Source organism: Kosakonia sp. BYX6 (assembly GCF_038449125.1).
GTDB classification, from domain to species: domain Bacteria; phylum Pseudomonadota; class Gammaproteobacteria; order Enterobacterales; family Enterobacteriaceae; genus Kosakonia; species Kosakonia calanthes.
The window spans coordinates 1,867,443-1,887,470 of the sequence record NZ_CP151800.1 but is presented as its reverse complement, the minus strand read 5'-3'; the positions used below and the strand labels follow the sequence as shown (position 1 = coordinate 1,887,470).

General features: G+C 52.5%; 21 protein-coding genes, 2 tRNA genes and 1 pseudogene. 12 read left to right on the top strand and 12 right to left on the bottom strand.

Annotated features, from left to right (window positions below; genetic code table 11):
* Positions 1-66 precede the first annotated feature (66 nt).
* The 4 genes from AAEY27_RS08850 to AAEY27_RS08835 form a co-directional block, all read right to left on the bottom strand.
* A complete protein-coding gene (locus AAEY27_RS08850; RefSeq protein ID WP_342324716.1) occupies positions 67-555 on the bottom strand; it encodes a very short patch repair endonuclease in 489 nt (162 codons plus the stop codon).
* A 12-nt stretch (positions 556-567) separates the two neighbouring features.
* Complete coding sequence (locus AAEY27_RS08845; protein WP_342324715.1) at positions 568-1,266, bottom strand: phosphohydrolase; 699 nt, start codon at positions 1,264-1,266, stop codon at positions 568-570.
* Between the two features lie 35 nt (positions 1,267-1,301).
* Positions 1,302-1,565 carry a cell division protein DrpB gene (gene drpB / locus AAEY27_RS08840; RefSeq protein ID WP_342324713.1) on the bottom strand — a complete coding sequence of 88 codons (264 nt, stop codon included), beginning with the start codon at positions 1,563-1,565 and terminating at the stop codon, positions 1,302-1,304.
* A 427-nt stretch (positions 1,566-1,992) separates the two neighbouring features.
* Positions 1,993-2,082: transfer RNA gene (locus AAEY27_RS08835), tRNA-Ser, on the bottom strand.
* Between the two features lie 93 nt (positions 2,083-2,175).
* On the opposite strand from AAEY27_RS08835, the gene mtfA reads away from it, so the two are divergent.
* Complete coding sequence (mtfA, locus tag AAEY27_RS08830) at positions 2,176-2,973, top strand: DgsA anti-repressor MtfA (RefSeq protein WP_342324711.1); 798 nt, start codon at positions 2,176-2,178, stop codon at positions 2,971-2,973.
* 100 nt (positions 2,974-3,073) lie between these two features.
* Positions 3,074-3,149, top strand: a tRNA-Asn gene (locus tag AAEY27_RS08825).
* A 103-nt stretch (positions 3,150-3,252) separates the two neighbouring features.
* Here AAEY27_RS08825 and AAEY27_RS08820 read toward each other — a convergent pair.
* The gene (locus AAEY27_RS08820; RefSeq protein ID WP_342324709.1) at positions 3,253-4,212 is read right to left on the bottom strand and encodes a quinone oxidoreductase family protein; all 960 of its coding nucleotides are present in this window, start codon (positions 4,210-4,212) and stop codon (positions 3,253-3,255) included.
* 149 nt (positions 4,213-4,361) lie between these two features.
* Complete coding sequence (locus AAEY27_RS08815; RefSeq protein WP_342324708.1) at positions 4,362-4,751, bottom strand: RidA family protein; 390 nt, start codon at positions 4,749-4,751, stop codon at positions 4,362-4,364.
* 141 nt (positions 4,752-4,892) lie between these two features.
* Here AAEY27_RS08815 and AAEY27_RS08810 point away from each other — a divergent pair, with 141 nt between their 5' ends.
* Together AAEY27_RS08810 and AAEY27_RS08805 are read left to right on the top strand one after the other, a co-directional pair.
* Positions 4,893-5,813, top strand: coding sequence for a LysR family transcriptional regulator (locus tag AAEY27_RS08810; RefSeq protein WP_342324707.1), 921 nt, complete (start codon positions 4,893-4,895; stop codon positions 5,811-5,813).
* A 150-nt stretch (positions 5,814-5,963) separates the two neighbouring features.
* Positions 5,964-6,914 (top strand): bifunctional helix-turn-helix transcriptional regulator/GNAT family N-acetyltransferase, encoded by a 951-nt coding sequence (locus AAEY27_RS08805; protein ID WP_342324706.1) that lies wholly within the window; start codon positions 5,964-5,966, stop codon positions 6,912-6,914.
* Positions 6,915-7,023: 109 nt separating this feature from the next.
* Here the strand turns inward: AAEY27_RS08805 and AAEY27_RS08800 are convergent, their stop codons facing one another.
* Positions 7,024-7,269 carry a YmjA family protein gene (locus tag AAEY27_RS08800; RefSeq protein ID WP_342324704.1) on the bottom strand — a complete coding sequence of 82 codons (246 nt, stop codon included), beginning with the start codon at positions 7,267-7,269 and terminating at the stop codon, positions 7,024-7,026.
* A gap of 40 nt (positions 7,270-7,309) precedes the next feature.
* Complete coding sequence (locus tag AAEY27_RS08795) at positions 7,310-7,792, bottom strand: cold-shock protein (RefSeq protein WP_342324702.1); 483 nt, start codon at positions 7,790-7,792, stop codon at positions 7,310-7,312.
* Between the two features lie 188 nt (positions 7,793-7,980).
* On the opposite strand from AAEY27_RS08795, the gene AAEY27_RS08790 reads away from it, so the two are divergent.
* A complete protein-coding gene (locus tag AAEY27_RS08790) occupies positions 7,981-8,679 on the top strand; it encodes an RluA family pseudouridine synthase (protein ID WP_342324700.1) in 699 nt (232 codons plus the stop codon).
* A 22-nt stretch (positions 8,680-8,701) separates the two neighbouring features.
* Here AAEY27_RS08790 and AAEY27_RS08785 read toward each other — a convergent pair whose 3' ends face one another.
* Complete coding sequence (locus tag AAEY27_RS08785) at positions 8,702-9,241, bottom strand: DUF2058 domain-containing protein (protein WP_342324698.1); 540 nt, start codon at positions 9,239-9,241, stop codon at positions 8,702-8,704.
* 179 nt (positions 9,242-9,420) lie between these two features.
* Here AAEY27_RS08785 and AAEY27_RS08780 point away from each other — a divergent pair.
* Together AAEY27_RS08780 and AAEY27_RS08775 are read left to right on the top strand one after the other, a co-directional pair.
* Positions 9,421-9,579, top strand: a pseudogene (locus tag AAEY27_RS08780) (cupin domain-containing protein); the annotation flags it as partial.
* A 26-nt stretch (positions 9,580-9,605) separates the two neighbouring features.
* Positions 9,606-10,142, top strand: coding sequence for a GNAT family N-acetyltransferase (locus AAEY27_RS08775; protein WP_342324697.1), 537 nt, complete (start codon positions 9,606-9,608; stop codon positions 10,140-10,142).
* A 241-nt stretch (positions 10,143-10,383) separates the two neighbouring features.
* On the opposite strand, the gene AAEY27_RS08770 is transcribed toward AAEY27_RS08775, so the two are convergent.
* Positions 10,384-10,710, bottom strand: coding sequence for a winged helix-turn-helix transcriptional regulator (locus AAEY27_RS08770; protein WP_342324695.1), 327 nt, complete (start codon positions 10,708-10,710; stop codon positions 10,384-10,386).
* A gap of 90 nt (positions 10,711-10,800) precedes the next feature.
* Between AAEY27_RS08770 and AAEY27_RS08765 the strand changes: the two genes are divergently transcribed.
* A complete protein-coding gene (locus AAEY27_RS08765) occupies positions 10,801-11,127 on the top strand; it encodes a nuclear transport factor 2 family protein (RefSeq protein WP_342324694.1) in 327 nt (108 codons plus the stop codon).
* Positions 11,127-11,906 (top strand): SDR family oxidoreductase, encoded by a 780-nt coding sequence (locus AAEY27_RS08760; RefSeq protein ID WP_342324692.1) that lies wholly within the window; start codon positions 11,127-11,129, stop codon positions 11,904-11,906. The genes AAEY27_RS08765 and AAEY27_RS08760 overlap by 1 nt, the downstream gene beginning before the upstream one ends.
* A 151-nt stretch (positions 11,907-12,057) precedes the next feature.
* Here the strand turns inward: AAEY27_RS08760 and AAEY27_RS08755 are convergent, their stop codons facing one another.
* Positions 12,058-12,975 carry a LysR family transcriptional regulator gene (locus AAEY27_RS08755; protein ID WP_342325520.1) on the bottom strand — a complete coding sequence of 306 codons (918 nt, stop codon included), beginning with the start codon at positions 12,973-12,975 and terminating at the stop codon, positions 12,058-12,060.
* 91 nt (positions 12,976-13,066) lie between these two features.
* On the opposite strand from AAEY27_RS08755, the gene AAEY27_RS08750 reads away from it, so the two are divergent.
* The 3 genes from AAEY27_RS08750 to oqxB all read left to right on the top strand — a co-directional run bounded on the left by AAEY27_RS08750 (position 13,067) and on the right by oqxB (position 18,837).
* Positions 13,067-14,095, top strand: a complete 1,029-nt coding sequence (locus AAEY27_RS08750) for an NADP-dependent oxidoreductase (protein ID WP_342324691.1) — start codon at positions 13,067-13,069, stop codon at positions 14,093-14,095.
* A 390-nt stretch (positions 14,096-14,485) separates the two neighbouring features.
* Positions 14,486-15,661, top strand: a complete 1,176-nt coding sequence (locus AAEY27_RS08745; protein ID WP_342324689.1) for an efflux RND transporter periplasmic adaptor subunit — start codon at positions 14,486-14,488, stop codon at positions 15,659-15,661.
* 23 nt (positions 15,662-15,684) lie between these two features.
* Positions 15,685-18,837, top strand: a complete 3,153-nt coding sequence (gene oqxB, locus AAEY27_RS08740; protein ID WP_342324688.1) for a multidrug efflux RND transporter permease subunit OqxB — start codon at positions 15,685-15,687, stop codon at positions 18,835-18,837.
* 66 nt (positions 18,838-18,903) lie between these two features.
* Here the strand turns inward: oqxB and AAEY27_RS08735 are convergent, their stop codons facing one another.
* Positions 18,904-19,383 (bottom strand): RrF2 family transcriptional regulator, encoded by a 480-nt coding sequence (locus AAEY27_RS08735; protein WP_342324686.1) that lies wholly within the window; start codon positions 19,381-19,383, stop codon positions 18,904-18,906.
* Positions 19,384-20,028 lie beyond the last annotated feature (645 nt).

The following is a 20,028-nucleotide window of genomic DNA, read 5'->3' as shown; positions in this document are numbered from 1 at the left end:
GGAATACATGCGGTTAATTAAAAGGGAAACCGCAAAATATAAGAGATTAGAGAGTGATAACTGAAACTATTTGGAGAAACCCATCGCATCCATACTGTGAATCCCGGTCGTGTCGATCTGCGCGGTTTGTTGCCCTTCGCAGATCCACTCTTCCAGCCTTTCGTTCAGCGCCGCGTCACTTAATTTCAGCCTTCCGCGCAGCGCACATTCCCAGACAATCAGCACCCGCCAGCCTTGCTGGAGCAACGAGGCGCAATCACGCGCGTCGCGTGTCACATTTTTGCCGATTTTCTCCAGCCAGAAATCGGTACGCGTTGCCGGGATTTTGAACAGATAACAGTTGTGACGGTGCCAGAAACAGCCGTGGGTGAAAATCACGCAGCGGTATTCATCCAGAATAAAATCAGGGCGCCCCGGTAAAGAGGCGTCCTGCACACGAAAGTCGAGTTCCAGCGAAGTCAGACAGGCGGCCAGGCGTTTTTCAATGGCGGTATCACGCGTGGCGATAGCGCGCATGTTCCTGCTGCGCGTCTCTTTATTGTGCACATCCGCCATTTTGTTTCTCCGTCAGGGTAGGAGCGGGCTATAGAGGCGCAGCACTTCATCGTCAAGATGCTGATGGTCGCCCTGCAACTCGGCACTCAGTTTCGCCATATAATGCACCAGAAAATCCGCATTGTGATTCGCCAATTCGCGCCCTTTTGCTGTCTGCATCGTCGCGGGGAGTTTGAGAAGTTTGCAGCGAAAATGATCCAGCGCGAAACGTTTATCGTCCAGTTCACGCCGCGTGGCAAACGGATCTTCACCGTCAAATAGCACGCCGCCCATTGAACCAGAAACAGCGAACACGCGCGCCAGGCCAATCGCGCCTAGCGACTCCAGCCTGTCAGCGTCCTGTACAATTTTGGCTTCCAAGGTTTGCGGCGCGATACCAGCGCTGAAGCTATGCGCTTCAATGGCGTGACGCACGGCGGCGATTAAATCTTCCGGGAAATCGGGAAAATCGGCGGCGAGGATTTCGGCGGTTTTTGCTGCTGCCAGCGTTGAGGACTGGTGACGTTGCGGGTGGTTTTTCGCGAAGCTGACAATGTCATGAAAATAGCAGGCGGTCAGAACGACCAGCGCATCAACCTGCTGACCTGCCATTAGCGTTTGCGCTGTTTTCCATACCCGGCGAAAGTGCGAAACATCGTGGGCGGCGTCGGCCTGGTTGAAGTGTTGCGTGATCCATCGATCGAAGCGCTGTTGCCAGTCGAGTAAATTCATTCTTACTTCCTGTGATGAAAAGGTAACCTGGTGCGTCAGGCATCAGGATCGCGCGGACGAGTATACCAGGCAATCGCACCGAGTATTGCACCCACAACGCCCAAAACGATAATGCCAGACACCGTATTCAGCCAGTTTCCGGCGGTACTTACGGCACCGTTGGCAAACCCTGAAGGTACGTTAATCTGGCTTGCCAGCCAGATATCATTAAGCAGTGTCCAGCAAAAATAGACGCAGAATATCCAGAAAACCCACAACGCCAGTTTTCCCCCCATACTTCGAACCGCGCGATCTTCCATAATGATTTATCCCTGTGTTAAGGGTGAAAAGAATGAAACTCTTGCAATTTTTTTGTGGTTTCTTTCACATCATATAGTCTAAGAATGAGTTTGAAAGATATATCAGCACAACTAATATATACGTCTTTCTGCTGATAAAACTGCCCGTCAAATAATTTGTTATGCACTGATGACGGTTTGATGTAATCCCATAAAAAATAACAAGAAAAACGCACCGCTGGCGTTATAAGTTTATTGTATTAATCATGCCGAAATAGATATAAGACTTATTACAAATAGGGCAGTTCTGATATTTAACATTCACCGCCTGGATAAATACATTTCTGGCGCTGTTGTTAAAAGAAGGTTATAAAATGTGCAAACGCACGAGCGGGGAAACATCTGTGACGAGAGTCGTGGAAAGCAAAGCGGGTAAGTGTTTGAATAATGGCGGAGAGAGGGGGATTTGAACCCCCGGTAGAGTTGCCCCTACTCCGGTTTTCGAGACCGGTCCATTCAGCCGCTCTGGCATCTCTCCGTTCAGATGGTTGCCATGATGCCAGGTAATTTGGCATTTTAACAGACCCTGTCCCGTTAATTTGGTTCAAGTGGCGAGTTTGCGAGCAAAACGATGATTAAGTGGCCCTGGAAAACAAAGGACTCCGCGGATAACGCAGAGCTCCCCTGGGAAGAAGCGCTAAACGCCCCGGTTTTAGCGAATTTATCCCCCGATGAACAATTCAAACTTGTTCAGCTGGCAGACCGTTTTTTACAGCAAAAAAGATTGGTTCCACTCCAGGGATTTGATTTAGATGCCCTGAAGAGCGCGCGCATTAGCCTGCTGTTTTGCCTGCCAGTGCTGGAGCTTGGCCTTGAGTGGCTGGACGGTTTCCACGAAGTGCTGATCTACCCTGCCCCGTTTATTGTTGATGATGAGTGGGAAGATGATATTGGTCTGGTGCATAACCAGCGCATGGTGCAATCCGGGCAAAGCTGGCAGCAAGGCCCGATTATTCTCAACTGGCTGGATATTCAGGATTCGTTCGATGCATCTGGCTACAACCTGATTATTCATGAAGTCGCACATAAACTGGATACACGAAATGGCGATCGGGCCAGCGGTATTCCCTTAATTCCGCTGCGTGAAGTGGCCGGTTGGGAGCATGATCTGCGTGCCGCGATGGATAATATTCAGGATGAGATCGATCTGGTGGGCGAAAGCGCCGCCAGTATTGATGCCTACGCGGCAACCGATCCCGCAGAGTGTTTCGCCGTGCTTTCCGAATATTTCTTTAGCGCCCCGGAACTGTTCGCCCCGCGCTTTCCCGCGTTGTGGCAACGCTTTTGCCATTTCTACAAGCAGGACCCACAAAACCGTCTGCGCGGTCAGCCTGGCGGCTATAGCGAAAGTACAAATCAGGTTCATTAAAACAGCGGCCTGTCTTTTAATTAGCCAATTGAATCAGCACGTTAATTTTAGTGTTGACACCAAAGTACGGGGCCAGTAGTATGCGCCCCGTTCACACGATTCCTCTGTAGTTCAGTCGGTAGAACGGCGGACTGTTAATCCGTATGTCACTGGTTCGAGTCCAGTCAGAGGAGCCAAAATTCGAGAAGCCCGCTTAAGGAAACTTAAGCGGGCTTTTTGTTATTAATCAACGGGGAGCAGGTCAATTAGCCCAGCGCACTCATACTGGTCAAACGCGCCTCATGGCTTCATAACGATGCGGCCAAGCGGTTTCGCTGTCTCGGCGAATTCGTGAGCCGCGGCAGCGTTAGCCAGAGGGAAGATGCGGTCAATGACAACCCTGATACGCCCTGCTGCTATAGCCTGCAACATGTCGTCCACACTTGTCCGAACTCCGGGCCTTTCAAAAAGGGGTCCCATGAATACTCCCATGAGTGTCTGGTTAGACTGCATTGGCGGCCACAAGTCGACAGTCAGACTGCCGCCGCCCGCATTACCGACGAAGACGAGACGTCCTTCCGGAGCGAGTGCAGAAAGCGAAGCAGGCAACGTCGTCCCCACCGGATCGATGACGAGATCAACACCGATGCCATGGGTGTACTGTCGGACACTGTCCACGACGTTATTCTCTGCACGATCCACGACATAATCGGCACCAAGTTCAAGCAACCGGCTTCTTCGCTGCGTTCCGCTTGCCACAGCGATGACCGTTGCGCCTGCTTGTGAGGCAAGCTGAACGGCCGCTAGCCCTACGCCACCAGCAGCTGCCTGAATAAGGACGGTTTCTCCGTGCCGGAGCATGCCTCGTGTGAAAAGGCAATGATGCGCGGTTCCAAAAGAAATCGGCAACACCGCCGCTTCTGCCATATCCACCCCATCGGGTATAAGCCAGGTTTGCTCCGCGGGTACAGCCCACCGCTCCGCATGTGATCCCTGCATGTGAAAAGCAGCGACTCTGTCCCCAACCGTACGACTACGGACGTTCGATCCGACTGCAACAACCGTGCCCGCGGCCGCGTAGCCGACAATCCATGAAGGACGAGGCGGCGGAGTTGAACGGCGGTTGATCAGATCTCCCCCTTCAATCGAGATAGCCTCGACAGAAATAAGGATGTCGTCAGGCCCTGGGATCGGATCTGGGATATCGACATATTTCAGGACGCCGGGAGCGCCTTCCACGTCATAAACCGCTGCTTTCATAAATTTTCCTCTGTCTCATCAGTAAATCCAGACCAGTCTGGCAAACTACCCCGATCCGGCATACAGCACGTCAGAAATCTCGCTGTTTCCTCTACAGGCCGCCCGGGCTGCCCTGTTGAATTTTCGACTGGCGGAAAGACCCGTAACGCTTAGGGCAGCCTGGCAATCACCTTAATCTCAAACTTGAATCCGTAAAGCCACGTCACGCCGATCCCGGTCAACGTAGGGTAAGGCGCTTCCCCCCAATATTCTGGCAGGATACTCCAGATAGCGTCGAGGTTTGACTCGGGATCGACGACAAAAAGGGTAACGTCAACCACGTCACCGAACGTGCAGCCCGCAGATGCGAGAACAGCATTAAGATTATTGAATGCCAGCCTGACCTGCGCTTTTAGATCGTGCTCAGGCGAACCATCCTCGCGGCTACCAACCTGCCCCGAAACGAACAAGAAACCGTTAGATTTGATGGCCGGTGAATAGCGATTGCGCTCATAGAGCGCCTGCCGACCGAAGGGAAAAACTGCTTCGCGTGCTGTCATGTTTGTACCTTTGCAAGGGGGCGAAATCTGCCCGGTGAACATAAAGACACTTTACAGGTGCTGGATCGGCTGGATAAACAAGCGACTTTGTCCATCATTGTTTGTAAAATCCAAACAATCGGTGAAAAAAGAGGATAAGGAATGGATCGTTTCGATGCGATGCGCGCCTTTGCTCGCGTGGTGGAGGCCGGTAGCTTCACAAAGGCTGCCCAAACGCTGCATATGAGCAAAACCACGGTGACGCAGCTCATTCAGCAGTTGGAAGCGCGTCTACGCGTTAAATTGATCCATCGCACCACCCGCAAGCTCGGCGTCACTCCCGATGGCGCGGTTTACTACGAACGCGTCATCCGCTTGCTGGCGGACATGGAAGATGCTGAAAACAGCCTGTCCAGTTCGGCGATTACGCCCAGGGGACGGCTACGGGTGGATGTACCCAGTCCGCTGGCCCGCCTCGTCCTGGTGCCGGCGCTACCGGCTTTCCATGCGCGCTACCCTGATATCCAGTTCGACATGGGCGTGAGCGACCGGGTGGTGGATCTGATCGGCGACAACGTGGATTGCGTGCTGCGCGGTGGCGAAATCAACGACCAGTCCCTGATCGCACGCCACGTTGGCGATTTGCAAATCGGCGTCTACGTCGCACCGAGTTATGTGGAACGCCTTGGCGTCCCCGCGCACCCGCGAGAGCTGGAAAACACCGACCATCGCATAGTGGGATTCTTGTCCTCACGCACCGGTAAGATTGATCCTCTGGTCCTGCACTGTGAGAGTGAACATATTGAAATCATGGGCAGCTATGTGCTTGCCGTGGATGATGGCAATGCTTACCTCGAAGCTGGGCTCGCTGGCTTAGGCGTGATTGCGCTGCCAATCTATATGGCGGCAGCACATCAGGTTGCTGGCTCTTTAATTCCGTTATTTGCACAATGGCGTATCAGTCCAATGCCCCTGCACCTGGCGTTTCCGCCGAACCGCCATGTCAACGCTAAACTACGCGTTTTTATTGATTGGATCGTTGAATTGATGCAGCAGCATATCCCCAATTCCAACAATAAGTAACTACATCCCAGCCATTCTCTCATCAGCGTCGATTTGTGGTCACTCTGGTGGTCTTGACAGTAAGGGATTTCTGATCGACCTGAATGCTCAATTGACAGCAAACGTGAAAACATGGTTGCATGATACAACCATATTTTAGAGATTCATGCGATGAGTATTGACCCACAAATCATTGAAGCGATCCGCGCTGCGTCACGTCTGATGGTGCGGGAACTCGGTTTTATGAACACTACCCTGGCGGCATCCGGCTATTCCCCTTCCGTTGTGCACACATTGCTTGAAGTGGAACGTCGGGGATCAATGACGGCGGCTCAGTTGGTGCAGGTTCTGGGGCTTGAGAAGTCCAGCGTCAGCCGAATGTTGGCAAAACTCGTCAGCGCCGGGGAGTTGGAAGAAAGCCCGTCTGTTGACGATGCGCGGATCAAGCAGCTTGGGCTGACCGACCAGGGCAGAGAAACGGTCGGGAAAATTAATCATTACGCCAACGCAGGCGTTATTGCCGCGCTGGAAAACATGTCCCGCCCTCAGCAACAAGACATCGCCAAAGGGCTGACCTATTACGCCAGTGCTCTACAAGCCTGCCGAAAAGACGCCGACCAGAGCAACCAAAGTAGTCTGCAAATTGTCTCTGGCTATCATGCGGGAATGATTGGCCGCATCACTGAAATGCATGCCAGCTATTACGCCCGCGAGCATAACTTCGGTATTTTCTTTGAAAGCAAAGTTGCTGCGGGTTTGGCTGAATTCTCAGGCCGCTTGGATAAGTCGTGCAATCAGATTTGGCTGGCGATGCTCAACGGGCGCATTGTCGGCTCTCTCGCCATTGACGGCGAAGACCTCGGAAACAATGAGGCGCACTTGCGCTGGTTCATTCTGGAAGACAGTTGCCGGGGTAGCGGAGCAGGGAGAAAGTTGATTGCCGAAGCGATGCAATTTTGCGAGGAAAGTGGCTTCTCTGCGGTTCAGTTATGGACATTCAGCAAACTCGCGGCGGCGAGACATCTCTACGAATCATTCGGTTTTAAGCTGGCAAAAGAGTGGCAAGGAGACCAGTGGGGAAGCAGCCTAACCGAGCAGCAGTTTACCCGCACACTTCGATAATGCCGGTTCGCCGCATCCACTTGAACGAAAAAGGTTGGGTTGTTCTGGTCGACAAGCGACCTGACCGCCCTAACCTTTTTTATTCGTTCCAAAACACTCTCAACAGGAACTACTCATTGCCCCATTGATTCAGAAAATTAGCGATCTCATCGATACGACGTTCGTCGATACCGGCTTCAGCGGCCATCTCTTTTTGCGCATCTTCGCTGATCTCTTCGTTATTCATTAAGCGGGTGATGAGCAATTGGAAATAGTGTGCCAGGGCGTCACGTTCTGACTCGCTCACCGGCGTTGCGGATTCCGTCGAATACTCATCCGCGATGTCATAGAATTTTAGCGGTATTTCTTTATTCATAAGTTGTCCTCAAGAAGGTACAGAATCAGCCCGAATGATTTCAGACCTTGAGCAGTTTCACCGTCGCGTCGATGTCTATTTCATCTTCCGAGAAGATTAACGTCGAGCCCTGGAAGGTGGTGATCGCCAGTTTTTTCAACGCGCGCATTTCACCCGGCTTCGCCGTGGATTTCGGCCGGATGCTGCTCATCAGTACACCCACAGACAGCACCGCATTTTCTTTATCAATGCGGGTATCCGCCGGCACTTCTTCGCTGTAAACGAGATAAGATTTGATCGAGGTGAGCTTAAGGCGCTCGCCCGCGATGTAGATGAACTTGCTTTCCGGTACAACTTTCACCGCATAAGCCGACAACCCCTTGTTATTGGTGGTCGGTTCAAACGTCACCGCCGCATCTTTCTTTATCAGTTCAGGGTTGGCGACTTTAATCACATGAAAGTAGCGGTTATCGCCATTTTCATCTTTGATAAATCCAAAACCCTTATCTTTAAACCAGGTTGTGATCGTTCCGTTCATCGCCATTACCGCCTACTTAATCGTTTATCTACTCAGTTTTTTGCAGCGCGCAGTGTAATGCACAATGCCTGCGCCGACTACGTCTTTGCTTTAAGTCTGGACGATAAATTTCGGGTATGCGAGGAGTCATCCAGATTCGCCAGTCGACTGAAAATTCGTTATTATCCGCAGCCACTTTCCCTTCAGGCAGCCTGATGTCTACGATTTTCGATACCTTTATTGCCCCACCGTGCGATGACCAGATAGACATTCTTCATCAGGATGAGCACCTGGTGCTGATCAATAAACCCGCCGGGTTGCTGAGTCTTTCGGGGAAAAATCCACACAATCTTGATTCGGTGCATCATCGGCTGGTGCAGATCTTCCCTGGCTGCACGCTGGTTCACCGCCTTGATTTTGGCACTTCCGGGCTGATGGTGGTTGCCCGCAATAAAGCCATCAATGCCGCACTCTGCCAACAATTCAGCCAACGCACGGTGAGCAAGGTATATAGCGCGCTGCTTTGCGGGCATCTGGACAACAACGAAGGCGTGATCGACGCTGCGATTGCCAAAGAACCGGCGCTGTTTCCGCTGATGTCGATTTGTGCAATCCACGGCAAACCCGCTCGCTCGCGCTATCAGGTCATTGAGCGTTTCTATCGTAAGTTGGAAAACGGAACATTGCTGCCGCTGACGCGCGTACAGCTCACCCCAGAGACCGGGCGAACCCATCAACTGCGCATTCACTGCCAGCAGTTGGGTCACCCTATTTTAGGTTGCGATCTGTACGGTGGACGCGTGCTGCCGGGCACCGAACAAACACCACGATTGATGCTGCACGCCAGCGAGTTGCATTTTGTGCATCCCATCAGCGGCGAGCCGATCAGCGCGCGTCATGCCTGCCCGTTCTGAATGCAAAAGCATCAACCGCGCATTACCACATCAGATCATCAGGCACTTTGAAATCGGCGTACGGATCGTCTTCATCCTGCGCTTCCTGACTCAGCGCGCTATTTAACACAATACTGTTTGCATCTCGCTGGGCGATTTTATCGGCTACGCTCGCGGGAATGATGGCGTATTCACTCTCACCACTATTACCCACAGCCAGGCGAGCAATGGCGAGACGGCCACTGATCAACTGAGCTTGCGTGAGCTTATCTACAAAGATTTTTTTGATGAGATTATTGTCGGTGAAGTTAAAACCAATATCGCCTTTTGAAACAGTGATTCTATTCATTTCAATCAGTTGCTTAACCTGCGCTTTGAACTCTTTCGATAAAGCCGCTTGCTTTTGTTGTTCACTTAACTGCTTATCACGCTCAAGCTGCGCTTTTTTATTTTCTTCAACAGCCTCTCTTGCCTCACGAGCCTGAACGCGGGATTTTTTAGCCGTTCTTTGCACTTTGGCCATTTTTTTGCTGGTCACTAATCCAGCTTGCAGCATCTGCTCTTGTAAGGTGAGTTTTGTCATCTTCGTTTCTGAACCCGTTGGAAAATTTGGGGGATTATAGCTGTAATTTTTGAGGCTGTACCAGGCGGGCGATGTGCGAAGACGCCCTTTGTCAGTGTGTATAGTTCAAAATCTGGTGGTAGATCCGCATGGCTTCCACACGTTAATCTGCATGCGCCTTCGTTATAAGTACCTGAAAGATAGAACTCGAAGGCAAAAAGCATGAAATCGGCGCACTGCAGGGTATCGAAATCCCGCCGAAATCAAAGCATCAAGCCAGAAATGACACTGAATCACCCGTTGAATTTATTGTCATTTCCCACCCGACAACACGGGGCGATCGTACTGACCTTCCCTAATTGTGATGACTGTTTTGGAGGTAAATTTGCGCGTTGAAACGAAACGCCTGTGTCTTCGTCCGGTAATGGCGTCCGATGCAGACGACCTTTTCAAAATTTATGGCGACCCAGCCACTAACCTCTTCAACCCAGCCGGGCCCTATCCGGACATTCACCATGCAAAAACGGTTCTGAATCGCTGGCTTAACCATTGGGAGAACAATGGGTTTGGTAACTGGGCGATATCGCTTCGGACTACCCCTGAAAATATCATCGGCTTTGGCGGGTTGAGCATTCTCAGCTATGCCGATATGTCGATTAATAATTTGGGATATCGTTTTGCCGCAAAAGTATGGGGCAAAGGCCTGGCGACTGAATTTTCTGAGTGCGCGGTGAGATATGGATTCATTGATATTAAATTGACTGAGATTTCTGCCGTCGTGAGAGGCAACCACTTGGCATCGCAAAAAGTGCTGCAAAAAACGGGGCTAAAATACATCAGAGATATCGATGATGTTAAAGATGCGCCCCCTAGCCTGCTTTATTCTCTCACGCGGGATGATTGGCTGAGAAATTCAACATAAACACGCGTCTCATCTTTCCGTAATCACGCATCAATCCGGCGGCATCCCGGCTCCCGTTCAATAACATTCAAACCTCATATAAACCCTAAAATTGATGCCACCATTTCGATGTCGCCGATCGACACTTAGCTCTGGGAACTGAATGCGTCGCGGGGTCAGCGACGCGGGTTTACCGGCCAGTTACTGTATCGCTGTTAGCAATGCCCGATGTTGAAACGTAACTGCTTTCACTTAATGCTACTTAAACTTCGCGTTTTTCCGCCCATTTCAGCATGGCATCAAGCGCAGGGCACAGCGCTTGCCCCCACTCAGTGAGTCGATATTCCACTTTCGGCGGCACTTGAGGATACACCGTCCGTGACACGATCCCATCGGCTTCCAACTGTCGCAGTTGCTGCGCCAGCATCTTCTGAGAAATACCGGGGATCAGTTTTTCAAAATCGGAATAGCGCTGTACCTTCCCGTCGAACAAATGAAAAAGGATGATTAATTTCCAGCGGCCTTCCAGCAACCGCAGGACGTGCTCCACACCGCTTGCGGCAGTTTCTGGGCTATATAACTTACTCATAATTCAGCAACTCACTTTTTTGTGCGTACTTGTCAATTCCACAGCCTATGTTGAAAATGCCCGTACTGTAAATAACGGGAGTACAGAGCCATGCCATTATCGTTACCACACCCTATTTCTGTCTATTTCTCAATTAGCAACGGGGCCGATATCGCCACAATTAAGCACTGTTTCACCGCCGATGCCGTTGTGATCGACGAAGGTAAAATCCATCGGGGGCACGCGGCGATCGAGGCATGGCAGCGTGCCGTGCAGGCCGCGTTTGACTACAGCGTTGAGCCGATTCAGGTTCTCACTAAAGGTAACCGGGTGACGGTCACCTCGAATGTCGTCGGTAATTTTCCCGGCAGCCCGGTAGTGCTTAAGCATGCTTTCGGCCTGGTCGGCGACAAGATCAACACTCTGGAGATTGTCTGATGCCGTTGGATCTTGATTTCCAGGATAAACGCGTGCTGGTTACCGCGGGTACCAAAGGCGTCGGCAAAGCGGTCGTCGGGTTGTTGAAACAGCTGGGTGCCAGGGTGTTAACCACCGCGCGCCACGCGCCCACAGAGTGCGTCGCAGACGCCTTCGTGGCAGCGGACCTCACGACGATCACGGGGTGTGCCTCAGTGGTGGAAGCCGTTCAGGCGCACCTGGGAGGTGTCGACGCCATCATCCATGTGGCGGGCGGTTCTACCGCACCCGGCGGTGGCTTTGCGGCGCTGAGTGAAGAAGTGTGGCAGCAGGAACTCAATCTTAATCTGTTGCCAGCGGTGCGCTTAGATCGCGCGCTGTTACCAGGGATGCTGGCACAGGGGGGCGGGGTGATCATTCACGTCACCTCTATCCAGCGTAAACTGCCGTTACCGGAATCGACCACCGGCTATGCGGCGGCCAAAGCGGCGCTGTCGGCGTACAGCAAAAGTCTGTCGAAAGAGGTATCGCCTAAGGGAGTTCGGGTGGTTCGCGTTGCGCCCGGCTGGATCGAAACCGAAGCGTCGGTGGCGTTGGCGGAGCGACTGGCGCAGCAGGCTGGAACGGATTACGAAGGCGGTAAGCAGATAATCATGAATGCTCTCGGTGGCATTCCGCTGGGGCGTCCGTCGAAGCCTGATGAAGTGGCGACGCTCATTGCCTTCCTCGCGTCATCTCATGCTGCAGCCATCACCGGTACCGAATATGTGATAGATGGCGGTACCCTCCCGACGGTGTAACTCTGTGCCTTAATCGGCTCAAATCATGAGCCGATTAAGATCGCTAACGACAGGAAATCAGGTAACAGTGCGGGCATTTTGCACTGGAGCCTGAATAGCCGGACATACAGACGTACTCTTACCTATTTTGCTGATTTGAACACATTCAATTTCAGACTTGAGGGATGCAGACCTGTTCGATGAGCCAATCAAGAAATGCCCGTACGGCTGGGTTAGTGCGCCGGCTTTCATGCCATAAAACCGTAATATTATCCCGGTTCACTGCAAATTCAGAAAGTACAGGGATGATGTCCCCTCTTTTGACCCAGGATTCAGCCATAAAGCTTGCCACCATGCCAATACCGGCACCAGCAGCCACTGCGGCCAACACTGCTTCACTCGCATCAACGATGACGCCGGATGACGGCACAATCTCTACCTCCCTGCCGCCAAACCGGAACGGCCAGCGAAAGCGTTGTCCGGTATTCTGGTAACGCAGGTTTACCGTTTTGTGATCCGTTAATTGTTCGGGATGATCAGGATATCCATGGGCCGCCAAATAGTCCGGGGAGGCATAGCAGCCGATTTGATAACGAGGAAGACGGCGCGATATCAGGCTTGAATCAGCGAGCTCGCCCATCCGTATCGCAATATCGATGTTGTCTTCAACGATATTCACCACGCGATCGCTTAACCGTAAGTCAATTGTCACCCTTGGGTGTTTTGCGCTAAAGGCAGGAAGAAGTGGCACGATGATGTGCAGACCAACGGGAAATGATGCGGCAATTTTTAACGTTCCCGCAGGTTCTGCTTGCGCGCTCCTGGCAACCTGCTCAATTTCTTCAGCATCCTGCAGCAAGCGAAGCGCACGCTCGTGTAAATCACGACCTTCAGCGGTTAAGACCAGCGAACGGGTTGTTCGCGTAAACAGACGGATGCCAAGACGTTTTTCCAGGCGTTGAATACTTTTGCTGATCGCAGAGGGAGAAACAGAAAGCGAACGCGCGGCGGCAGTATAACTGCCTAGCGAGCCTGCGCGGGCAAATGCGATTAAACCGGTGAGTCTTTCAAATGCTATTTGTTCCTTCATGGCATGATTAAAGCGAATCACACCCCCATTATCAACCCATCTCATTGGTCATATTATTTGCGAACGAAATGACATTTTGAGAGAGATTGTGATGATGAATATGATGAAAGCCGTTCAGCTCCATGCTTTTGGTGGCCCCGACGTCCTGAAATATGAAGCAGCGCCTCTGCCGGTTATTGGCAGAAATGATGTCCTTGTTCGGGTGCTTGCCGCCAGCCTGAATCCTCCAGATTTATATCTGCGTGATGGTTACAGGACGCTGCCGCCTGAATGGCAACCTGGCTCCAACTTTCCTCTTATCCTGGGTACTGATATCTCGGGTGTGGTTGCCAGGGTCGGAGAAGATGTTTCCGGTTTTGATATTGGAGACGACGTCTTTTCTATGGTGCGTTTCCCGGAAGATATTATGCAGGGAAGCGGCGCTTATGCAGATTACGTCAGTGTCCCTGTATCTGAGTTAGCGCTAAAACCGAAGGGAATTGACCACATACATGCTGCCGCTGCACCAATGTCACTGCTCACGGCCTGGCAGTTTTTGGTTGACCTGGGTCATGGTGCGCCAAATCCATTCCAGCCCAATCCGCATAAACCTGTGCCACTTGAAGGTCGCACGGTGCTTGTTAATGGTGCTGGTGGAGGAGTCGGTCACCTGGCTGTTCAGCTAGCCAGATGGAAAGGGGCGCGGGTAATTGCCGTTGCTTCAGGCAAAAATGAGGCGCTGTTACGCAGTTTAGGCGCGGATGAGTTTGTCGATTACACCAAAACCGCGGTGGAAACAGTTGCGAGAGATGTCGATCTCGTCATTGATGCTGTTGGGGGAACTAACATGGAGCGCTTCCTGAGCATCATCCAGCGAGGTGGCGCGTTGTTTCTTGTTAATCCTCTGGGTTTCTCCGGGTACGCTGAAGCCAGCGAAAAAGGAATTCTCGTGTCATCAACGCAGGTTCGTTCTAACGGTGCGCAATTGCAGGAAGCTGGACGTTTACTCGAGGAAGGCGTTGTTCGGGTGGTCATTGACAGCACATATCCGTTATCAATGGCATCAGCGGCGCATGCGCGAGCCGCACAGGGTGGCATTCAGGGAAAGATTGTATTGAAGATGACCTGCTTGCTGGCGTAATTGCCACATTTCAGCGCCGCCGAACTGCGGCGCCATGCGCCGAGTGCTGGATAAGCGCTCGACCGATTTTTGCTGCTTTTGTGCGTGAATAAATGCGCCAGTGTTTACCTTGTTTCCCCACACAACTATTAACAGCATTTTTGTCTAGTGCATTAAATCCTTGCCGGAAACGCGTCTTTTGCCTCTGCCAGAAACAGCACATAAAGCGTATCTATTATTCTTGCACTTAATTTAGCGCCTCCCTACAATCGCCGAAATAGTGTATCCGCAACTGTTACAGTTTTGTGGCGATGAACGACACAAATGGCCTTAAGCCAGCCCGGACAAAGGAAATGGCGCGGCGTCTCCCACTGCGTCTTGCCCGGCGGCACAACTACCGGAATAAAAATAATGAGCCTGCAAAAATCTTGGGTTAATTTTCATCTGCATGTGCTGGGAGCGATGTTGCTCTCCGTACTGCTCGTCGGGTGCGATGACGGCGTTGCGCAAAACGCCGCGCCACAAGCTCCCGCCGTCAGCGCCGCCGACGTGGTCGTAAAATCCATTAGTCAGTGGGATAGCTTTAACGGTCGGATTGAAGCGGTGGAAAGTGTTCAGCTACGCCCCCGCGTCTCTGGCTACATTGATAAAGTGAATTACACCGACGGCCAGGAGGTGAAAAAGGGAGAGGTGCTGTTCACTATCGATGACAGAACCTATCGCGCCGCGCTGGAACAGGCGCAGGCGACGTTGACGAGAGCCAAAACGCAGGCCAGCCTGGCGCGAAATGAGGCTAACCGTACCGATAAATTAGTCAATACCAACGTGGTATCCCGTGAAGAATGGGAGCAGCGCCGTTCGACCGCGGCCCAGGCGCAGGCCGACGTTCACGCCGCGCAGGCGGCGGTTGACGCCGCGCAACTTAACCTGGATTTCACCAAAGTGACCGCGCCTATCGATGGCCGCGCCAGCCGTGCGATGATCACCAGCGGGAATCTGGTCACCGCTGGAGACAGCGCCAGCGTGCTCACCACACTGGTATCGCAGAAGACGGTTTACGTCTACTTTGACGTGGACGAGTCGACCTACCTCCACTATCAAACTCTCGCCCGCAGCGGGCAAGGTGCGTCCAGTAGTCACCTGGCGCTACCGGTTGAGATTGGCCTTGTTGGCGAGGATGGCTTCCCCCATCAGGGCAAAGTGGATTTTCTTGATAATCAGTTAACGCCGAGTACCGGCACGATACGTATGCGCGCGTTATTGGATAACGCGCAGCGTCAATTCACGCCGGGACTCTTTGCCCGCGTGCGGCTGCCGGGCAGCGCTGAATTCAAAGCCACGCTTATCGACGACAAAGCGGTACTGACCGATCAGGATCGCAAATATGTTTATATCGTTGATAAAGCTGGCAAAGCGCAGCGCCGCGATATTACGCCGGGTCGTCTGGCAGACGGTTTACGCATCGTGCAGCAAGGGTTGAACCCTGGCGATAAAGTCATCGTTGATGGTTTACAAAAAGTGTTTATGCCGGGTATGCCGGTTAACGCGAAAACCGTTGTCATGACCGCCAGTACCGCCCTCAACTGATCCCTTACCTGAGAATCCACTACATGGACTTTTCCCGCTTTTTTATCGACAGGCCGATTTTCGCCGCTGTGCTGTCGATTCTGATTTTTATCACTGGATTAATCGCCATCCCGCTGTTGCCGGTCAGCGAATATCCTGACGTCGTACCGCCAAGCGTGCAGGTGCGCACAGAGTATCCGGGTGCCAACCCGAAAGTGATTGCAGAAACCGTGGCGACGCCGCTGGAAGAAGCGATCAACGGCGTTGAAAACATGATGTACATGAAATCCGTCGCGGGTTCCGACGGCGTACTGGTAACCACCGTCACTTTCCGTCCGGGTACAGACCCCGATCAGGCGCAAGTTCAAGTGCAAAACCGGGTATCCCAGGCCGAAGCGCGTCTGCCGGAAGATGTGCGGCGTTTGGGTATCACCACCCAGAAACAATCGCCGACGCTCACGCTGGTGGTGCATCTGTTTTCGCCCGACGGTAAATACGATTCACTGTATATGCGTAACTACGCCACGCTAAAAGTGAAAGATGAACTGGCGCGTCTGCCCGGCGTCGGCCAGATTCAGATTTTTGGCTCGGGCGAATACGCTATGCGCATCTGGCTGGATCCAAATAAGGCGGCGGCGCGCGGGTTGACAGCCTCGGATGTGGTGACGGCGATGCAGGAGCAAAACGTACAGGTTTCCGCCGGGCAGCTCGGTGCCGAGCCGCTGCCGAAAGAGAGCGATTTTCTGATCTCAATTAACGCCCAGGGTCGTCTGCACACGGAAGAAGAGTTTGGCAATATCATTCTGAAAACGGCGCAAGACGGCTCGCTGGTGCGCCTGCGCGACGTGGCGCGTATAGAAATGGGTTCTGGCAGCTATGCGCTGCGTTCGCAACTTAACAATAAAGACGCGGTTGGGATTGGTATCTTCCAGTCTCCGGGGGCAAACGCCATCGATTTGTCTAACGCGGTGCGTGCCAAAATGGCCGAACTGGCCACGCGTTTCCCGGAAGATATGAAATGGGCGGCACCTTACGATCCTACGGTTTTTGTTCGCGATTCCATTCGCGCGGTAGTGCAAACTCTGCTGGAAGCGGTGATGCTGGTTGTGCTGGTGGTGATTCTGTTTCTGCAAACCTGGCGCGCGTCGATTATTCCGCTGATCGCGGTGCCGGTATCAGTCGTGGGAACGTTCAGCATCCTCTACCTGCTTGGCTTTTCGCTGAATACCCTGAGTTTGTTCGGGCTGGTATTGGCTATCGGTATCGTTGTGGATGACGCCATCGTGGTGGTGGAAAACGTTGAGCGAAATATCGAAGAGGGGCTTGCTCCCCTTCAGGCGGCGCATCAGGCGATGCGTGAAGTTTCCGGGCCGATTATCGCTATTGCACTGGTGCTGTGCGCAGTGTTCGTACCGATGGCGTTTCTCTCCGGAGTCACTGGTCAGTTCTACAAACAGTTTGCGGTGACTATCGCGATTTCGACGGTGATCTCCGCCATCAACTCGCTGACGCTCTCCCCTGCTCTGGCTGCTTTGTTGTTAAAACCGCACGACGCGCCGAAAGACGTCCCTACCCGGCTTATTGATCGTCTGTTCGGTTGGCTTTTCCATCCGTTTAACCGCTTTTTCCACCGTAGCTCGGACAGCTATCAGCGGCTGGTTGGCAAAACGCTCGGACGACGTGGTGCGGTGTTTGCTGTTTATGTGCTGCTGCTCTGTACCGCTGGCGTCATGTTTAAAGCCGTACCCGGCGGGTTTATTCCTACTCAGGATAAGCTGTATTTGATTGGCGGCGTGAAAATGCCGGAAGGCTCTTCGCTGGCACGTACCGATACGGTGATCCGCAAAATGAGCGAAATCGGTATGAATACCGAAGGTGTGGATTATGCGGTCGCTTTTCCAGGGCTTAATGCGTTGCAGTTCACCAACACGCCGAATACCGGGACGGTCTTTTTTGGCCTGAAACCGTTCGATCAGCGTAAGCATTCTGCGGCGGAAATTAACGCTGAGATCAACGCTAAAATCGCACAAATCCAGCAGGGATTTGGTTTCTCCATTTTGCCGCCGCCGATTTTAGGGCTGGGTCAGGGTTCTGGCTATTCGCTGTACATACAGGATCGCGCCGGTCTTGGCTATGGCGCGCTGCAAAACGCGGTGAGCACGATGTCCGGTGCGATTATGCAGACGCCGGGGATGCATTTCCCAATCTCAACCTACCAGGCTAACGTTCCGCAGCTGGATGTGCAGGTCGATCGTGATAAGGCGAAAGCGCAGGGCGTGTCGCTGACCGATCTTTTCGGTACGCTGCAAACCTATCTGGGCTCGTCTTATGTAAACGATTTTAACCAGTTCGGGCGTACCTGGCGCGTGATAGCGCAGGCAGATGGGCCGTTTCGCGACAGCGTGGAAAATATTGCTAATTTGCGCACCCGTAATAATCAGGGCGAAATGGTGCCGATCGGCAGTATGGTGAATATCAGTACCACGTACGGGCCGGATCCCGTGATTCGCTACAATGGTTATCCGGCGGCGGATCTCATTGGCGATGCCGATCCTCGCGTACTCTCTTCCGCGCAGGCAATGACGCAACTGAACGAGATGTCAAAGCAAATACTGCCGAATGGGATGAATATTGAATGGACGGACCTGAGCTTCCAGCAGGCCACTCAGGGCAATACGGCGCTGATCGTTTTCCCGGTCGCGGTTCTGCTGGCTTTCCTGGTGCTGGCGGCGCTGTATGAAAGCTGGACGCTGCCGCTGACGGTGATCCTTATCGTCCCGATGACGATGCTGTCGGCTCTGTTTGGCGTCTGGCTGACCGGTGGCGATAACAACGTGTTTGTGCAGGTTGGTCTGGTAGTACTCATGGGGCTGGCTTGTAAAAACGCGATTCTTATCGTTGAGTTTGCCCGCGAGCTGGAAATCCAGGGGAAAGGAATCATAGAAGCGGCGATGGAAGCTTGCCGCCTGCGTTTACGGCCGATTGTCATGACCTCCATCGCCTTTATTGCCGGGACGATTCCGCTGATCCTCGGCCACGGCGCGGGGGCAGAAGTGCGCGGCGTCACTGGGATCACGGTGTTCTCCGGTATGCTGGGAGTGACGCTGTTTGGTCTGTTCCTGACGCCCGTGTTTTACGTTACGCTGCGTAAACTCGTTACGCGCGGCAAACCGGTAAAGGACGTTTTGCCAGCGTAGGTTGTGACAGATAACAAAAAACCGCCTTAACAGTTAAGGCGGTTTTTTTTCGTAATAAGAGAATAATTATTGCGCTTTTTTATACTGGGCATCAATTTCAGGCACCGGATCGCACCCGCTGGTATCGGCTTTTTTGACCGCTTCCAGCGCGCTTGCCACGGTATGGTGAGCTAATACCTCTAACGAAGCCTGTTCCGCTTGCTCGGTGATAGCGTTGAAGTACCAGCAAGCGTTGGCGCTGACCACGCAGCGAGCCGGTATGTCGGGACGCGGCGGCCACAGCTTTTTATCTTCTATGACGGAAAAGTAGATATCGCGCAGGGTGATCTTTTCCGCCGGGCGACCAAGATGAATGGAACCGTTGCGGCCAAGCGTTGAGACGATAATGCCGTCACGCGTGAGTGGAACCATTAATTTGCGGATAAAGCTCGGATTAGCTTCCAGACCGTAGGCCAGAATCGTACTCGTTGAACGCTCACCCGATTGCTCCGCCATCGCTACGCTGAGGACCATCTGCAAAGCTGTTGGGAAGCGGTAGTCTAACATTTTATTTTATTGTCCCAGGGTGCGGTGAATCTTGTTCTTTTTGGCACCGCAGAAGTGAATAATCAATGAGCAACAATATAACAACTATAGTGATTTTTTTGAACAATCAACCGTTGACGTAATACGTAAACAAGAGTTTACGGCGCGCGCTTCCAGTTGATTGTCGTAACCTGGTGGTCAAGTTTAAAAGTTTGGGGGGAGAGCCCTTTCCTTTCAACGCGTTAGTCTGTATACGGCCTGAAATGACTTGAGAAGTTAAGGTTGTTGTATCGATGCGTTAATTTGGAGGAAAGCGTATGTCCAATACGTCAGGAACCTCGCAGTTATCCTATCGTACAGAAGGGAAAGGCCCCTTAGTGATAAGGCTCCATGGCTTTCTGAAACTCAACGAGCCGACTGGAACATATACCGCTTACCGGCAACGGAAGAAGATATCCGCCAGGTGGATGCGATCCCGGTTGAAGAATTACGGGCGTTAGTTCGAAGTATTACCAGTGAAAACAGGATTGCTGATATGACTAAATCATTGGGCATCAAACGCCTGACCAGTCAGGCAAGGCAAAAGCTGGAATCTCTCTGATAAACCAGGAATCGAGTAATCAATCGCCAAAAAGCGACAACAAAACGGCTCCCATTATTGTCGGA

What these genes read in the sequence shown, in the direction of transcription:
- AAEY27_RS08850 (WP_342324716.1), bottom strand. Translation starts at nt 555, where the DNA reads ATGGCGGATGTGCACAATAAAGAGACGCGCAGCAGGAACATGCGCGCT.
- oqxB (WP_342324688.1), top strand. Translation starts at nt 15,685, where the DNA reads ATGGACTTTTCCCGCTTTTTTATCGACAGGCCGATTTTCGCCGCTGTG.
- AAEY27_RS08810 (WP_342324707.1), top strand. Translation starts at nt 4,893, where the DNA reads ATGGATCGTTTCGATGCGATGCGCGCCTTTGCTCGCGTGGTGGAGGCC.
- AAEY27_RS08745 (WP_342324689.1), top strand. Translation starts at nt 14,486, where the DNA reads ATGAGCCTGCAAAAATCTTGGGTTAATTTTCATCTGCATGTGCTGGGA.
- AAEY27_RS08795 (WP_342324702.1), bottom strand. Translation starts at nt 7,792, where the DNA reads ATGGCGATGAACGGAACGATCACAACCTGGTTTAAAGATAAGGGTTTT.
- AAEY27_RS08765 (WP_342324694.1), top strand. Translation starts at nt 10,801, where the DNA reads ATGCCATTATCGTTACCACACCCTATTTCTGTCTATTTCTCAATTAGC.
- AAEY27_RS08785 (WP_342324698.1), bottom strand. Translation starts at nt 9,241, where the DNA reads ATGACAAAACTCACCTTACAAGAGCAGATGCTGCAAGCTGGATTAGTG.
- AAEY27_RS08750 (WP_342324691.1), top strand. Translation starts at nt 13,067, where the DNA reads ATGATGAATATGATGAAAGCCGTTCAGCTCCATGCTTTTGGTGGCCCC.
- AAEY27_RS08790 (WP_342324700.1), top strand. Translation starts at nt 7,981, where the DNA reads ATGTCTACGATTTTCGATACCTTTATTGCCCCACCGTGCGATGACCAG.
- AAEY27_RS08735 (WP_342324686.1), bottom strand. Translation starts at nt 19,383, where the DNA reads ATGTTAGACTACCGCTTCCCAACAGCTTTGCAGATGGTCCTCAGCGTA.
- AAEY27_RS08770 (WP_342324695.1), bottom strand. Translation starts at nt 10,710, where the DNA reads ATGAGTAAGTTATATAGCCCAGAAACTGCCGCAAGCGGTGTGGAGCAC.
- drpB (WP_342324713.1), bottom strand. Translation starts at nt 1,565, where the DNA reads ATGGAAGATCGCGCGGTTCGAAGTATGGGGGGAAAACTGGCGTTGTGG.
- AAEY27_RS08800 (WP_342324704.1), bottom strand. Translation starts at nt 7,269, where the DNA reads ATGAATAAAGAAATACCGCTAAAATTCTATGACATCGCGGATGAGTAT.
- AAEY27_RS08815 (WP_342324708.1), bottom strand. Translation starts at nt 4,751, where the DNA reads ATGACAGCACGCGAAGCAGTTTTTCCCTTCGGTCGGCAGGCGCTCTAT.
- AAEY27_RS08760 (WP_342324692.1), top strand. Translation starts at nt 11,127, where the DNA reads ATGCCGTTGGATCTTGATTTCCAGGATAAACGCGTGCTGGTTACCGCG.
- AAEY27_RS08820 (WP_342324709.1), bottom strand. Translation starts at nt 4,212, where the DNA reads ATGAAAGCAGCGGTTTATGACGTGGAAGGCGCTCCCGGCGTCCTGAAA.
- mtfA (WP_342324711.1), top strand. Translation starts at nt 2,176, where the DNA reads ATGATTAAGTGGCCCTGGAAAACAAAGGACTCCGCGGATAACGCAGAG.
- AAEY27_RS08845 (WP_342324715.1), bottom strand. Translation starts at nt 1,266, where the DNA reads ATGAATTTACTCGACTGGCAACAGCGCTTCGATCGATGGATCACGCAA.
- AAEY27_RS08805 (WP_342324706.1), top strand. Translation starts at nt 5,964, where the DNA reads ATGAGTATTGACCCACAAATCATTGAAGCGATCCGCGCTGCGTCACGT.
- AAEY27_RS08755 (WP_342325520.1), bottom strand. Translation starts at nt 12,975, where the DNA reads ATGAAGGAACAAATAGCATTTGAAAGACTCACCGGTTTAATCGCATTT.